The 15,115-nt window shown below is 30.6% G+C and carries 14 protein-coding genes; 11 read left to right on the top strand and 3 right to left on the bottom strand.

Annotated features, from left to right (window positions below; genetic code table 11):
* The first annotated feature begins 39 nt into the window (after positions 1 to 39).
* A complete protein-coding gene (locus HY951_08620) occupies positions 40 to 2,391 on the top strand; it encodes a PAS domain S-box protein (protein ID MBI5540108.1) in 2,352 nt (783 codons plus the stop codon).
* 16 nt (positions 2,392 to 2,407) lie between these two features.
* Positions 2,408 to 2,875, top strand: coding sequence for a CoA-binding protein (locus HY951_08615; protein ID MBI5540107.1), 468 nt, complete (start codon positions 2,408 to 2,410; stop codon positions 2,873 to 2,875).
* A gap of 2 nt (positions 2,876 to 2,877) precedes the next feature.
* On the opposite strand, the gene HY951_08610 is transcribed toward HY951_08615, so the two are convergent.
* Positions 2,878 to 5,127, bottom strand: a complete 2,250-nt coding sequence (locus tag HY951_08610; protein MBI5540106.1) for a tetratricopeptide repeat protein — start codon at positions 5,125 to 5,127, stop codon at positions 2,878 to 2,880.
* Between the two features lie 158 nt (positions 5,128 to 5,285).
* Here HY951_08610 and HY951_08605 point away from each other — a divergent pair, with 158 nt between their 5' ends.
* The 3 genes from HY951_08605 to HY951_08595 are packed head-to-tail and all read left to right on the top strand — an operon-like array spanning position 5,286 to position 7,478.
* Positions 5,286 to 5,624, top strand: a complete 339-nt coding sequence (locus HY951_08605) for a PAS domain-containing protein (protein ID MBI5540105.1) — start codon at positions 5,286 to 5,288, stop codon at positions 5,622 to 5,624.
* Between the two features lie 13 nt (positions 5,625 to 5,637).
* Positions 5,638 to 6,930: a T9SS type A sorting domain-containing protein gene (locus HY951_08600; GenBank protein MBI5540104.1), complete on the top strand. Its 1,293-nt coding sequence runs from the start codon at positions 5,638 to 5,640 to the stop codon at positions 6,928 to 6,930.
* On the top strand, positions 6,930 to 7,478 hold the full coding sequence (locus tag HY951_08595) for a hypothetical protein (GenBank protein MBI5540103.1): 549 nt from the start codon (positions 6,930 to 6,932) through the stop codon (positions 7,476 to 7,478). Before HY951_08600 ends, HY951_08595 begins: the two co-directional genes overlap by 1 nt.
* A gap of 46 nt (positions 7,479 to 7,524) precedes the next feature.
* Here HY951_08595 and HY951_08590 read toward each other — a convergent pair whose 3' ends face one another.
* Both HY951_08590 and HY951_08585 read right to left on the bottom strand, forming a co-directional pair.
* Complete coding sequence (locus HY951_08590) at positions 7,525 to 8,826, bottom strand: gliding motility-associated C-terminal domain-containing protein (GenBank protein ID MBI5540102.1); 1,302 nt, start codon at positions 8,824 to 8,826, stop codon at positions 7,525 to 7,527.
* Positions 8,804 to 9,301: a sigma-70 family RNA polymerase sigma factor gene (locus tag HY951_08585; protein ID MBI5540101.1), complete on the bottom strand. Its 498-nt coding sequence runs from the start codon at positions 9,299 to 9,301 to the stop codon at positions 8,804 to 8,806. The genes HY951_08590 and HY951_08585 overlap by 23 nt, the downstream gene beginning before the upstream one ends.
* Before the next feature lie 273 nt (positions 9,302 to 9,574).
* Between HY951_08585 and HY951_08580 the strand changes: the two genes are divergently transcribed.
* The 6 genes from HY951_08580 to HY951_08555 all read left to right on the top strand — a co-directional run bounded on the left by HY951_08580 (position 9,575) and on the right by HY951_08555 (position 15,110).
* A complete protein-coding gene (locus tag HY951_08580) occupies positions 9,575 to 10,120 on the top strand; it encodes a hypothetical protein (protein ID MBI5540100.1) in 546 nt (181 codons plus the stop codon).
* Positions 10,121 to 10,287: 167 nt separating this feature from the next.
* A complete protein-coding gene (ffh, locus tag HY951_08575; GenBank protein ID MBI5540099.1) occupies positions 10,288 to 11,622 on the top strand; it encodes a signal recognition particle protein in 1,335 nt (444 codons plus the stop codon).
* 48 nt (positions 11,623 to 11,670) lie between these two features.
* On the top strand, positions 11,671 to 12,552 hold the full coding sequence (gene folD / locus HY951_08570; protein MBI5540098.1) for a bifunctional methylenetetrahydrofolate dehydrogenase/methenyltetrahydrofolate cyclohydrolase FolD: 882 nt from the start codon (positions 11,671 to 11,673) through the stop codon (positions 12,550 to 12,552).
* 198 nt (positions 12,553 to 12,750) lie between these two features.
* On the top strand, positions 12,751 to 14,067 hold the full coding sequence (locus HY951_08565; GenBank protein MBI5540097.1) for a hypothetical protein: 1,317 nt from the start codon (positions 12,751 to 12,753) through the stop codon (positions 14,065 to 14,067).
* An 8-nt stretch (positions 14,068 to 14,075) separates the two neighbouring features.
* Positions 14,076 to 14,597 (top strand): hypothetical protein, encoded by a 522-nt coding sequence (locus HY951_08560; protein MBI5540096.1) that lies wholly within the window; start codon positions 14,076 to 14,078, stop codon positions 14,595 to 14,597.
* A gap of 18 nt (positions 14,598 to 14,615) precedes the next feature.
* The gene (locus tag HY951_08555) at positions 14,616 to 15,110 is read left to right on the top strand and encodes a hypothetical protein (protein ID MBI5540095.1); all 495 of its coding nucleotides are present in this window, start codon (positions 14,616 to 14,618) and stop codon (positions 15,108 to 15,110) included.
* Positions 15,111 to 15,115: the final 5 nt, after the last annotated feature.

Genomic DNA, 15,115 nt, shown 5'->3' with positions numbered 1-15,115 from the left:
AGTTATACTTATGGAGGATAAATTAAATAATTATTAACTTTGCAAAGTTTAATTTACTATGCTTCATTCGGAATAATATTTAACATTTTACAACAGCCTCAGCTACCCATGTGCAAAGAACTATCTATTAATGAATTAAAACTCAGTGAAGAAAAATTCAGATTGCTTTCCGAAACTTCAAAAGACATAATAATAAGCTATGGATTTGATGGGAAATTAACATATATAAACAAAGCCGGGATTGAATTTACAGGAATTAATATTGAAAATTATAAGGAACATAATTTATTAGAATTTATTCCTATTGAAAGTCATGAAACAATTAAAAAAAATATAACTGAAAGAATTGAAGGCTTTCTTGACAGAAGATTATTTGAAATTGACTTATTAAATTATAAAAGAGAAAGGCATACTTTTGAAATTAATTCATCCCCAATTCTTAATAACGGTAAAATTATTGGCTTCCTTTCTTCAGGAAGAGATATAACTGAGAGAAAAAAAGCCGAAGAACAAATACTTATTTCCCATAAAACTTATCAGGGAATTTTAGATAGTATTTCTGAAGCTGTATATATTCTAGATGAAACCGGAACATTTTTAGAAGTAAATAAAACTGCCGAAAAAATGTATGGTTATTCTAAAGATTTTTTTATTGGAAAAACACCAGAATTTGTATCAGCTCCCGGAAAAAATGATTTGAAAAAAGTTTCTGAAGCTTTAATAAAAGCTTTTAATGGTGAACCACAATCATTCGAGTTTTGGGGACTAAAAAATGATGGGAGCATTTTCCCAAAAGAAGTAAATTGCACTTCTGGCAATTTTTTTGGTAAAAAAGTTATCATCTCTGTTGCCAGAGATATTACTGAACAAAAAAAAGCTAAGGATGAATTAAAAAGAACTCAGGAACAATATTTTCAGCTTGTAGAAAATGCAGTAGATGCAATTTTTCATGGCGATCCAACTGGTAATTTTATTGGAGTAAATCCACGTGCATGCGAAATGACAGGCTACTCAAAAGATGAATTGCTTAAAATGAACATGAAACAACTTTTCACTGCAGAAGAAGCAAGTTTAAAGCCACTAAGGTATGACCTGTTAACACAAGGGCAAATTGTTAGAACAGAAAGAAGATTAACCAGAAAAGACGGAACTCTACTTCCAATTGAAATGAATACGAAAATGATGCCCGATAAAACTTATCAATCATTTTTTCGTGATTTCTCCGAACGCAAACAAATGGAAGAAGAACTTATAAAAGCTAAAGAAAAAGCAGAAGAAAATGAGAAACTAAAATCTGCATTTCTTGCTAATATGAGCCACGAAATAAGAACACCAATGAATGGCATTATTGGTTTTGCAAAACTTCTCAAAAAAGAGAATATAACTTCAGAACAAAGAGTAAAATATATTGAAATAATAAATACAAGTGGCAGCCATTTATTAAATCTTATAAATGACATTATTGATATTTCAAAAATTGATGCAAAACAAATGATAATTCATGAATCTAAAATTAATATTAACAAACTAATTAAAGAACTTTATTCGATATATCATTCTCAATTAATCACAAAGTGCAAAACACAAATACAACTAAAATCTACAACTTGCCTTACAGATAATAATGCATTTATTTTTACCGATGAAACCAGATTAAGACAAATATTAACCAATTTATTAAGCAACGCAACAAAATTTACAGAAACCGGATCTATTGAGTTTGGTTATACTTTAAAAAACAATGAACTTCTTTTTCATGTAAAAGATACTGGTATTGGAATTCAGGAAGAAAAAAAACATATGGTTTTTGAAAGATTTATTCAAGGTGCAGGAAATATCGAAAAATTATATGGTGGTGCTGGACTCGGATTGGCAATTTCAAAAGCATGTGCCGAATTATTAGGTGGAAAGATATGGCTTGATTCCTCAACTGACAAAGGAACTACATTCTATTTTTCGATGCCATACAAAATTTCTTCAAATGAAAATCCAGAAGAAATATCAATAAATATCAAGAACTCTAATTTCAATAACTATACTATCTTAATTGTTGAAGATGACCTAACCAACCTTACTTATCTAAAAGAACTTTTTGAGCCTTTCAATATTAACCTAATTGAAACAAATAATGGGAAAGACGCTATAGATATAGTAAAACATAATCCTCATATTGACATCATCCTTATGGATGTTCAGCTACCTGAAATTAACGGCTATGATGCGATGAAACAGATAAAAGAATTTAATCCTGATATTCCGGTAATAATTCAGACTGCTTTTGCCTTTGAGTCCGACAAGCAAAAAAGTATTAATGCTGGTAGTGACGGTTATATTTCTAAGCCAATTGATTCTGAGAAATTATTCACACTTATTAAGAAATTAAAGAAATAACAAATTATAATTAGATATGCAAAATACTATTAATAATTTTAAAAATTCAAAAAATATTGCAATTGCTGGTATCTCAAGAACTAAAAAAACTAACATTGGAAATATACTTCTTACAGAGTTATCAAAGAAAGGCTATAATATTTATCCTATCAACCCTAACACAAATGAAATTGATGGTGTAAAATGTTATAATAAAGTAAATGACCTTCCATCTGAAGTTGATTCAATTATAATTGCCACCAACCAAAATCTCACAGATGAAATTGTTTATTCAGTAAAAAACACTAATATTAAAAGGGTATGGATGCAGAAAGGCTCGGGCAAAGGCTCGGCTACTCCTGAATCTATTAAGTTTTGCAAAGATAATAAGATAGAATATGTTTATGGTATTTGTCCGATGATGGCATTCGGCTCGGGTGGACATAAATTTCATTACTGGGTTAGAAAAACTTTAGGCAGATTACCTGAAGAATTAAAAAAATAACATTATACTTTAATACCCAACACCAAAATATCATCAACCTGCGGTTGATTTTGTTTCCATTCAAAATGAGTACGAAGAATAATTTCACCTTGAATTTCCATTGATTTATGGCTGTTCTTATGAAGTAATTCCTTTAATCGCGAATTCATGTATTTTTTTCTATTTATTCCATCAAACTGATCAGCATAACCATCGGTAAACATATAAATAATATCATCTTTATTAAGATTTACATGATGATTTGTATATCCTTTAAAATTATTTACCCCTATTGCATCGCCAATAAAATGCTTATTACCTTTTAGTTCAAAAAGCTTTCCTCCCGAAATATACACTAATGGATTTCTTGCTCCTGCATATTCAAGTTTTCCATTATTACGATTTAAGCTGCACAGTGCAATATCCATCCCGTCTTTTAAATCAGAATTTGAATTAGAATGGCGCAGAAGTTTATGAATACCATTTGTTATATAATTTAACACTTCAGAAGGATGTAATAATTTTTCTGAATGCACAGCTTTTTCCAGTAAATTCATTGCAACAATGCTCATAAATGCACCTGGCACACCATGTCCAGTACAATCAGCGCAGGCAATAATTATAGTTGTACTACCATCAGTTTCCAATCTTGAACTTGTCCAATAAAAATCACCACTAACAATATCTTTTGGCAAATAAATAAGAAAATGTTCACCAAACATTTTGTTAATTGTAACCTCATCCGGTAATAACGCCTGTTGAATTCTTAATGCATATCTTATACTTGCAGTTAAATCTTTATTTATAACGCTTATTTCATCGCGATGTATTTCAATCTGGTCTCGCTGCGTTGAAATCTCATCACGTTGTGCCGAAATTTCCTCCTTTTGCTGTTTCAGTATTTCATTTGCAATTTTCTTTTGTCTGAATTGCCGATAAATAACAAATGAAAAAATAATTACTAGAATTAAAACAAATACAACTGATAAAATTATTGTCTTTTGTTTAGTAAGTATTTCATTTTTCTGACTTAATTCAATATTCTTTAATGTCTTTTCTTTGTGGAGTAATTCAATCTCCTTTTGCTTTTGGTTTGTCTCAAAACGGGTCTGCATTTCTGCAAATTGTTTTTGTGTCTCCTCGTTAAAAAGCGAATCGTTTAAAGCAAAGAATTTTTCGTAATAATATAGCGCCTTTTCATTATCTCCAAGCTTTTTAAATGCTTTTGACAATGTGCGGTAATTATCTTTTATTTGTGTTTGAAGATGAATTGCTATTGCAATTTGTTGACTTTTTTCTATTCTTGAAATTGCCTGATTATATTCACCTTCTTTAATAAGTAAATCGGCAATTACTCCATAAGTTTTTGAAACTCCGACCTGATCGCCAATATCCTTTTTTATTCTGATTGACTCTTCATAAAACCTAATCGCTTTAATATTATCACCACTTTCCTCATAGGTCATCCCAATATTATTAAGAGTAATTGCAACACCTTGCTTATAGCCACTTTCCTGAAATATTTTTTTTGATTCATTATAATTCTCTAAAGCAAGATCAAACTGCATCAACTTTAAATAAACATTTCCAATATTATTAATTGCATACGCCTCGCCTTGAACACTTTTTATTTTTCTACTTACCAATAAAGCTTTATTAAAATATTCTTTTGCTTTTATGTAATCACCCCACTCAAAATAAATATCTCCAATACTATTGTATAGTGAATTTGATTTCGACTCACCATCTGGAATCTTTTCTGCAACTGTTAATCCCTCCTGAAAAAATGATAATGCAACCTTTAAGTTTCCCTGAGAATAATTTACATAACCAATCTCAAAAAGTAAGCTTACCTGTTGAGAACTATCCGATTTGATTTTTGCGAGATTATAAGCAAATTCGTAATGAGTCATTGCATTTTTATAATTTCCTTTATAAAAATGTCCTTGTCCTATCATAAAATGCTCATTTGCTATGCCTGAAGTATCTTTTAAAGTTTGATAAATCAATAGCGATCTTTCAAAATATTTTATAGCTTCATCAAATTCACTTATATACAAATAGTAATAACCAAAGATATTTAACGACGAAGCTTCTAAATCTTTAAGTTTATTCTGGCGGGACAATGCCAATGCTTCACCTGATAATTTATAAACCTTTTCATTATTTACACCAAGGTTTGAACGCGACTCTTTAAGCAGCTTATTAATTTTATTAATAATTAAAGTATCATTAATGCCACATACAAGATTATGGTTTGCAGCAAATAACACTAATATTATTAATAATTTTTTCAGATGTAATTATTTACTATTAAGGAGTAAAAGTAATTCTTTTGGATAGTTTAGCAATTACCGATTTAAAAAATTAAATAACTTAATGTTAAAAAAATTATAAATAGCAATAACTTTGCATTAATAAAAACTATTATATGACTGACTTATTTTTATCTGAACTACCGGTTGCAATTACTGTTAGCGACAAAGATGGCAAGATTCTATATATGAATAAAAAATCTGCTAAAGTATTTGAGAATTACGGAGGCGAAGCTTTAATTGGAACTAATCTTAAAGATTATCACAATCAAGTTTCAAACAGTAAAATAGCCGAAATGCTATCAAATAACACTACCAATGCATATACAATTGAAAAAAACGGAATTAAAAAAATGATTTACCAGGCCCCATGGAATGAAAATGGAAAAGTTATGGGAATGATTGAATTTTCTTTTGAAATACCTGTATCAATGAATCACTTTGTAAGAAAATAAAAAATATAACATTTTGAAAAACATCATCACTTTATTTACGATTTTTTGTAGCTTGACTCTTAATGCTCAGGACACATTAAAAATAATGACCTACAATTTATTAAATTACGATGAGCTTACATCTTATTGCACTTTAACAAATAACAACGTAAACTCAAAAGACGGATATTTAAGAAATATATTCTCCTACGTTAAACCCGACATATTTGGGGTAAATGAATTGGGTTCGGGAAACTCAACTGCCCAACGCCTGCTTGACAGCGTTTTTAATCGTAACGGGGTTACCTGGTATAGAAAAGCAAATTATGTTAATTCAAATTCTTCAACAATTGTGAGTACAATATACTACGACTCAAGAAAGGTAACATTATACTCGCAAAATTACTTACCAACAGGAGTAAGAGATATAATGATTTATAAATTTCACTATAACAGTCCTGATTTATCAACTTTATTTGACACTGTTTTTTTTACTTGTATCCAGATGCATCTTAAAGCAGGATCAACGTCAGCTGATCAAACTGATAGAGCTGCCGAAACTCTTACTTTAATGAATTATCTTAATGCCATAAACAGCAATAATATGGGTAATGTTACAGTTATGGGAGATTTTAATGTTCAATCGGCAACTGAAACTAGTTTTCAAAATCTAATTAATTATACTAATTCAAATATAAGGTTTTACGACCCGGTAAATAAAATAGGTACATGGTATAATAACTCTGCATATAAGCTATATCACACACAAAGCACAAATACAGACGTAAATAATACATGTAAAGCCTCTGGCGGAATGGATGACAGATTTGATTTTATTCTAGCTTCATTTTATATAATGAATAACATTGCAAAAGTGCAATATGTACAAAATTCATACACAGCTGTGGGACAAGATGGCAACAGATTTAATCAAAGCATTAATAGTCCGGCCAATTATTCCGTGCCATCAAATGTTGTATCAGCACTGGCTAATATGTCTGATCACTTACCTGTAACATTAAAAATTAAGATCAACCAGACTGCTGCTATTAGCATAAATGACAATAACTATAAACCACAGTCAATTAAATTTCAGAACCCTATTTCCGATAATGCAGAGATAGAAATTCTTTCTGAACATGAAGACAAATATAATATAACAATATACAATCAAATAGGTAATATCGCAGCAAAATATTCATTCAATATTACAAACGGATTCAACTATTTAAATATCCCTACTGATTATTTATTAAATGGCTTATATTATATTAATATTGCCGGAAAGTATAAAAATTCTACTATCAAAGTAATTAAAATAAAGTAATGATCAGAACATTTTGTTTAATTATATTTTCAGCTTTTATTATTTGCTCTTGTAATGAAAATTCAGATAATTTTCTTGAAACAGGAAATAATGAGTTCTCGATTCTAGTTCCCTCAAACCTTATCCAGCCTAATGAAGTTCAGGAAGGTTCTGTATTAAATTTAATTGAAGACACAAGCGATTATCTAAATGGATTATCTGTTGTGGTTTACGATGATTCTATAGTTGAGAATTTTGAAACCACATCAATATACGATTACTATAATTTTGTAGCAAATAATATTCTTGACGAAACCCTTGAAGGTGGCAATCTTAATACACCTAAAGACACAACTGTTAATGGATATAAAAGTTTATTTTTTACTATTTGCGGGGTTTATAATAGAGATAGCAGCAATCAGAATGTTTGTTTTTATTCAGGAATTTTTGAAGGTAAAATGAAATTTTATGAAGTTACTGTTTGGTGTAGCGAATCAAATAAGCAAACTTATTTACCGGTTATTAATAAAATTCTTGGTTCTTTTAAGGAAAAAGAAAATAAAAAATAGGCAAACATTTTTAATTGTTTGCCTATCCCAAAAATCAACACCTAATTTAATATCTTACATCTAAGAATTGTTTGTGATTTATTATTTTTCCATCAACACCAACTCCTTTAATAGTATAATAATATGTTCCGGGGGTGGCCATTTGTAAGCCATGATTTATTTTACCATCCCAACCTTGCTCAGGATCAGAAAATTCATATACTTGATTTCCATTTCTGTTATATATAACACAATGGAATGAAGTTATTCCTTTAGCTATTGGCTTAAACACATCACTTTCGCCATCACCATTTGGAGTAAACACATTTGGAAAATCAATATCTGAACCTGCAATATTAATTGGGAAAGAACAAACACTATCTTTACAGCCAACTGAATTATAGGCAACTAATGCAACAACAAATGGTCCAGTAGATTTATAATAATATTCAGGATTTGCTTCATTTGAAGTATTTCCATCACCAAAATACCATTTAAAATATATACTTTCTACCTGTTCGAAATTATTTCCATCTACAGTAGTCTTATTTGTAAAGTAAACAGGCACACCGATAGTTTGTGTCATTTCATAATGAGTAAAACGTGTTCTTATTACACCACTATCAGGAATATTAACGGTAAATAATTTTTCATTTCCATTAGCATTTACTGCTTTTACTTTATAAGTACCAGAAAAGAGGTTGTCCTTAAAATCAATTGCAGAATTTGAATCAAATTCTGTCCAGAAAAATTTCACAGTCTGATCATTTGATGCAAGAGTTGCCTTTCCGTTTGCTTTACGACATGTAGCAGCCTTAATACTAACATTAACAATAAAATTTAGGTTTGGCTGTTGATTGTTATTATTATTGTTGTTTCCAGTAAAAGTATTTTTATTAGTTGATTTTTCTTCAGTTGTAAGATTCTTACTAATATTATTGTCAATTTTATCAGTATTAACTACTATCTCATTATTTTCAACTTTTACAGAATTAAAATCTTGTTCAACTTCAGTCTTAACTTCATTATTATTATTTATAACATTTACATTTTCAATAGCAACATTTTCATTGACATTATTTTCAGGTGTAATATTATCAGTTATAACATTATTTACTAAAGTATTTTTTAGCACTACCTTTTCATTGTTTGTACTAAACGAATTAATTAATACAACTCCAAAAATTAATAATATAGCACCACCAATACCTGCAAAGAAGCCACCCTTTTTCCAGAATGGAACTTGTTGCGGTAAATTTGATGCAGTATTTTTAATGCGTTGCAAAACACTTTCGGGAGGATTTTCTCCAAAATTTGAAAACTTTTCTTTGAAAAGTTCATCAAAATTATTTTCCGTAAACGTTTTCATAAGCCTCTTTTTTAACTTTTTTCATAAGATACTTTCTTGCCTTCATCAACTGGGATTTTGAGGTACCATCAGAAATTCCGAGTATTTCCGCAATTTCGTTGTGTTGGTATCCTTCAATCACATACATGTTAAACACCATCCTGTAACCATCGGGCATTTCGTTAATATAACCAAGCAATTCTGCTGCAGAAATCTGCTCAATTATGTTTTCTTCATACCCGTTAAAAACTTCTTCATTACCGTCAATCTCAGAAAAATAATGCCCCGATTTACGTTTGTAGAAGTTAATTGCGGTGTTTACCATAATTCTTCTTATCCAGCCTTCTAAAGAACCTTCAAACTTGTACTCATTCAACCCTGTATAAACCTTAATAAAACCATCGTGAAGTAAATCCTGAGCATCATCACGATTTTTTGCATATCTCAAACAAACTCCGTACATCTTGCTGGAATAGCTGTTGTAAAGCTGATCCAAGGCACTCGAATCTTTTTTGAGACATAGTTCTACTAGTTTTTTTTCAGGTATCATTAAGTACCTTTTTTAATTGTAAGACAAATTAGAGCTTATTTTCGTTGCCCGATAAACAATAAAAAATTAAATATTTAACGAAAATTAATTAATAAAATTGTTAATCTGCTGTATTCGACAAATTTACAAATAATTATTATATAATTTATAATTCTGTTATCTAATTTTTTATTAATTTTAGGAATATTATTTGTTATTACTTGTACTTAAATATTAAAAATGCGAAAACTAATTTTAATAATTACCCTAATTTCTTCTTCGCTAATTTTATTTTCTCAGGAAAAAGGTGATTTTAGATTAGGAGTTTATGGTCAGTTAAATACTTTCAGATATAAACAAATTCCAATGTTTGGACTTTGCGGAGAGTATTTTTTAAGTCATCATGTTGCCTTGAATTACAGATATGGAATGGGTTATAATGACAAGGGTGAAGTTACAGCTCATATAAATCCATCTTTACTCGGTTTAATTTTCGCAAGTTCAAGCGATGCCCTTCTTTTATCTTTCATGATTCCTGAGGGTGTTAGTTACCATGCATACCCAAAAGAAAATATTGAAATCTCACCTTATATAAGCCCACTTGGTTCCGAAATTAATCTCTATGACAATCCAAGTTTTGTACTTTCATGTAACTTTGGCATTAACATTCATTTGCAACCTCTAAAAGATTTAACTGTTACTCCAAACCTGGGTGGCACATTAATTTACAGAAATGGAGAAGTTATTCCAAGTGTAGGTGTTTCTTTAAATTATAATTTTCACTAGATTAAACAAGCTTCATTCTTTAAGAAAAGAATCTCTAAAGCATTTTTCATAATATTCTTAATTGCAAACATTTTACTATCGATATTATTGGCTGAAATCAATGAAAAAATTTCAAGCTGATTTTTAGTGCATTTTTTTTAACTTTGCTACCCAAAAAATAAATATTCATGTTTGAAAATTTAGCAGACAAACTCGAAAAATCGTTCAAATTACTTAAGGGCGAAGGACGTATAACAGAAATCAACGTAGCCGAAACACTTAAAGAGGTTCGCAGAGCTTTACTTGATGCCGACGTAAATTATAAAATTGCAAAGACTTTTACAGATCTTGTTAAAGAAAAAGCTTTAGGTCAGGATGTATTAAAGTCTGTGAAACCCGGACAGATGTTAATAAAAATTGTACACGACGAACTTGCTTCATTAATGGGCGGTCAACGTGTTGACATTAATATTAAAGGAAATCCTACTGTAATTTTAATGTCGGGTTTACAAGGTTCAGGTAAAACTACTTTCTCTGCTAAGCTTGCTAACTATTTAACAACAAAAAAAGGACGTACTGTTTTGTTGGCTGCATGCGACGTTTACCGTCCTGCTGCTATCGAACAATTAAAAGTTCTTGGCGAACAGATATCTGTTCCTGTTTATAGCCAGGAAGGAAATATGAATGCTGTAAAAATTGCTCAGGATGCAATTAAAGAAGCAAAACTAAAAGGCATTAATACTGTAATTATAGATACAGCTGGTCGTTTGGCGATTGATGAGCAAATGATGAATGAAATTGCTGCAATTAAACAAGCAGTTTCACCTGAAGAAATTCTTTTTGTTGTTGACTCAATGACTGGTCAGGATGCTGTTAATACTGCCAAAGAATTTAACGAAAGATTAGATTTTAATGGAGTAGTTTTAACAAAACTTGATGGTGATACAAGAGGTGGTGCTGCATTATCTATTAAATCAATTGTAAATAAACCTATAAAGTTTGTAGGAACTGGTGAAAAAATTGATGCACTTGATGTTTTCTATCCTGAACGTATGGCCGACCGTATTTTAGGTATGGGTGATATAGTATCTTTGGTAGAACGCGCACAAGAACAATATGACGTAGAAGAAGCCAGAAAGCTACAAAAGAAAATTGCTAAAAATCAATTTAGCTTCGACGATTTCCTTTCTCAGATTCAGCAGATTAAAAAAATGGGTAACGTTAAAGAACTTGCTTCTATGATTCCGGGAATGGGCAAGGCACTTAAAAATGTTGACATTGACGACAATGCATTTAAAAGCATTGAAGCAATTATTCGTGCTATGACTCCAGAAGAACGAAGCAATCCGGTTATTATTAATGGTAGTCGTCGTAAACGTATCGCAACTGGAAGTGGAACAGACATACAGGAAGTGAATCGACTAATAAAACAATTTGACGAAACACGCAGAATGATGAAGATGTTTAGTGGCGGCAATAACAAATTGAAAAATGCAATGCGTAATATGCAACAACCGAAATAAAATTGCCTAAAGTTAAAAGTGTCTAAAATACTTAATGTATAAAAAAGTATGGAACTTATCGATGGAAAAAAAATATCTCTTGAAATAAAAGCTGAAATAGCTATAGAAGTTGAAAATATTAAAAAATCCGGAGGTAAAATTCCACATTTAGCTGCAATTTTAGTGGGACATGATGGTGGTAGTGAGACTTATGTTGCTAACAAAGTGAAATCATGCGAAGAAGTTGGTTTTAATTCAAGTCTTATTCGTTTTGAGGATAATGTTACAGAAAAAGAATTACTTGCAAAAGTACATGAACTTAACAACAACAAAGATATTGATGGCTTTATCGTTCAGCTACCTTTACCAAAGCATATAAACGAGCAGTCAGTAATTGAAGCAATTGATCCGACTAAAGATGTTGATGGTTTTCATCCTATAAATATAGGACGAACAGTATTGGGTATGCCTTCTTTTGTATCTGCAACACCATATGGAATTATAGAACTTTTAAAAAGATATAAAATTGAAACTTCCGGAAAACACTGCGTTGTGTTAGGAAGAAGTAATATTGTTGGTCGCCCTATAAGTATTTTGCTTTCACAAAAAGGAAATTATGGCGATGCTACTGTAACTGTACTTCATAGTCGTTCAAAAAATCTGGAAACAATTTGCGCATCAGCTGATATAATTATTGCTGCATTAGGTCAGCCGGAATTTGTAAAAGCCGGAATGGTAAAAGATGGTGCAGTTGTTATAGATGTAGGCACAACAAGAGTAAAATCAGAACTTACAAACTCTGGTTTTAAACTTACCGGTGATGTGAAATTTGACGAGATTGCTCCAAAATGCAGCTTTATTACTCCAGTTCCTGGTGGTGTTGGACCAATGACCATTGTAAGCTTATTAAAAAACACTTTGCTTGCAGCAAAAAAAGAAATTTACAGATAAAATATATCTTATAGTAATATAGAATCACTTTGCTAACTTAGTTGTATTATCAAACCTTAAATGGTATAACCAGCTAAATTACAACTACAAAAAAAATATTTTTTTTATTAATATAAAGACCGTAATTTGCACACTTAAACTTAATTATTAACCTAAAATATTTACAATTTTTCTACAAATAAAAACCTGATAAACAAGATGAAAAAAAGATTATTATTGACTACACTTGTAGTAACCGGACTAGCAATTACAACAATGGCTCAGTCAAAAGATGGAAAAACTGAAACTAAATATCGTAGAAGTTCATTACATACTATGATAGTTGAATCAGAAAATTTTCCACAAAAAGATGTCATTTTAAAAGCTTTTAATACAGCACCTTTTCCTGACAAATATAATGATCATTCTATTGACCAAAAATCATTTGATCAGAAGAATTACCCATTAACAAAAGAAGAGAAAGCTGGATTATACAAAGAGAAATCAAAAATGGGAAAATTAGCATCAAAAGCTGCTGATACTCAAACAGACTCTGCTTCTATTGAATTAGCTACTCAAATCGAAAAATATCTTAAAAAAGAAAAAGTTGCTAATAAACTTGTTGCAAAATGGTTTAACAGACAAGCAGATGGTTCCTTCGACATGAATTTAATTGGTGAGAGAGGTTCTTATAATGCATCTGAAATGCAAGCAAATATTGCTAAAGGATCGGCACGAGGAACTTCATCATTAGCTGATGCAGGTATTGAATTAATAGGTAATACTTTTGTAGTAATATCTAAATTTAATTTTGTTTCAAATGAAGTAGTAGCAGCTGTAACTAGAGATGCTGCAAAAATTTCTGCTCGTCAAATGAAAATTCCGGCAGCTCAAACTGCAGCATTAAAAGCAGCTGATGAAGCATATGAAAAAGCAAAAGAAGGATATTCAGTTTGGGCTACTTCGTATTTATATAAATTAACATGGAACGACTCAATAGAAGCTGTATTTTATAACGACTTATGGATTGATAAATCGAACATCGACACTAAGAAAAAAGAAGCATTCGACAACACCGATTTATTTAAATTAGAATATGTTGGAGAAGAAAAAGCTGTTGGCTTGGTTTTATTTTCATTAAAAGAAAAAAGAACTGAAGAACAAATTATCACTAAAGCTACAATTAGAACAATTGATGCAGTTTATGCAAAACTTCAAAAAGAATACGATGTATTTAAAACAAAAACTCCATTATTTTCTGGTGACCCAATTACTGCAAAAATAGGAATGAAAGAAGGTCTTGAAGGTGGAGAAAAATTTGAAGTTCTAGAACAAACAATTGACGAAAAAGGTTTAACAAAATATGTAAGTAAAGGAACTATTAAAGTAGAAAAAGATTTAATTTGGGATAACAGATATAATGCTGCCGACGAACCAGCAGTTACTGAAATTGATGGTAAACCAGTACCTAATTGTACCACATTTAGTGGAGGCAAGAAATTTTATTCTGGAATGTTAATCAAACAATTAAAATAAACTTAACAATGAAAACAATCTTATTTAAAGCAAACCTTTTATTAATATTGGTAATAGGTTTAACATTTACAGTAAATGCACAAGCAAAAAAGAAAGCTGACAAAGCTACTGCTGAATGGAGATACGAAGTTGAATGTGTATCAGTTGGTGCTCAGGGATCATATTTAGTAAAAGTATGGTCATATTCAAAAAAACCAGATGTAGCTATTAATCAAGCAAAGAAAAATGCTGTTCATGGAATTATTTTTAAAGGCTTTACAGGAACCGGCGCAGGTTGCACACAAAAACCATTAACAAATAATCCTGCATTAGAACAGGAAAAAGAAGAATTTTTTACTGATTTTTTTGCAGATGGCGGAAAATACATGAAATTTGTTAGTGTAACAGGCGACGGTGCAATAGGTGAAGGAGACAGATTAAAAGTTGGTAAAGAATATAAAATTGGAGTAGTAGTATCTGTTGCTAAAGATGATCTTAGAAAAGATTTAGAAGCTGCAGGCATTATAAAATCTTTAAATTCTGGATTTTAAACCATAAACTCTTAACATATGAAAAGCAAACTATTAATTGTTACCGTATGTATTCTCAGTGTAGTTTTAATGTGCAACTGTAAACCACAAAAAAAGATAGCTGCAAATTATACTTTTAAAACTGAATGCATGGGTGTTGAACAAGACGGTTCTCAAACACTAAAAAGCTGGGGAGATGGAAGAAACAGAGCAGATGCTATTGAACAGGCATATAAAAACGCAGTTAAAGATGTACTATTTACAGGAATAAGCAATGGTAAATCTGAATGCAATGTTAAACCAGTTATTTTTGAGGTTAATGCACAGGAAAGACACGAAGATTATTTTAATAAATTTTTTGCCGATGGCGGTGCTTATAAAGAATTCGTATCAGAAAAGGACGGATCAAAATACCATACAGAAGTAATTAAGGAAAGAAAACAATCTGGATCTCAGGAAAAATATGGTGTTGTTGTTAGAGTTCTTAGAGCTGAATTAATAGCCAAAATGAAAGCTGACGGCATTCTTAAATAATTTAA

Source organism: Bacteroidia bacterium (assembly GCA_016218155.1).
Classification (GTDB): Bacteria; Bacteroidota; Bacteroidia; order Bacteroidales; family GWA2-32-17; genus GWA2-32-17.
The sequence above is the reverse complement of the archived record's forward strand: the minus strand, read 5'-3'. Positions and strand labels throughout refer to the sequence as shown.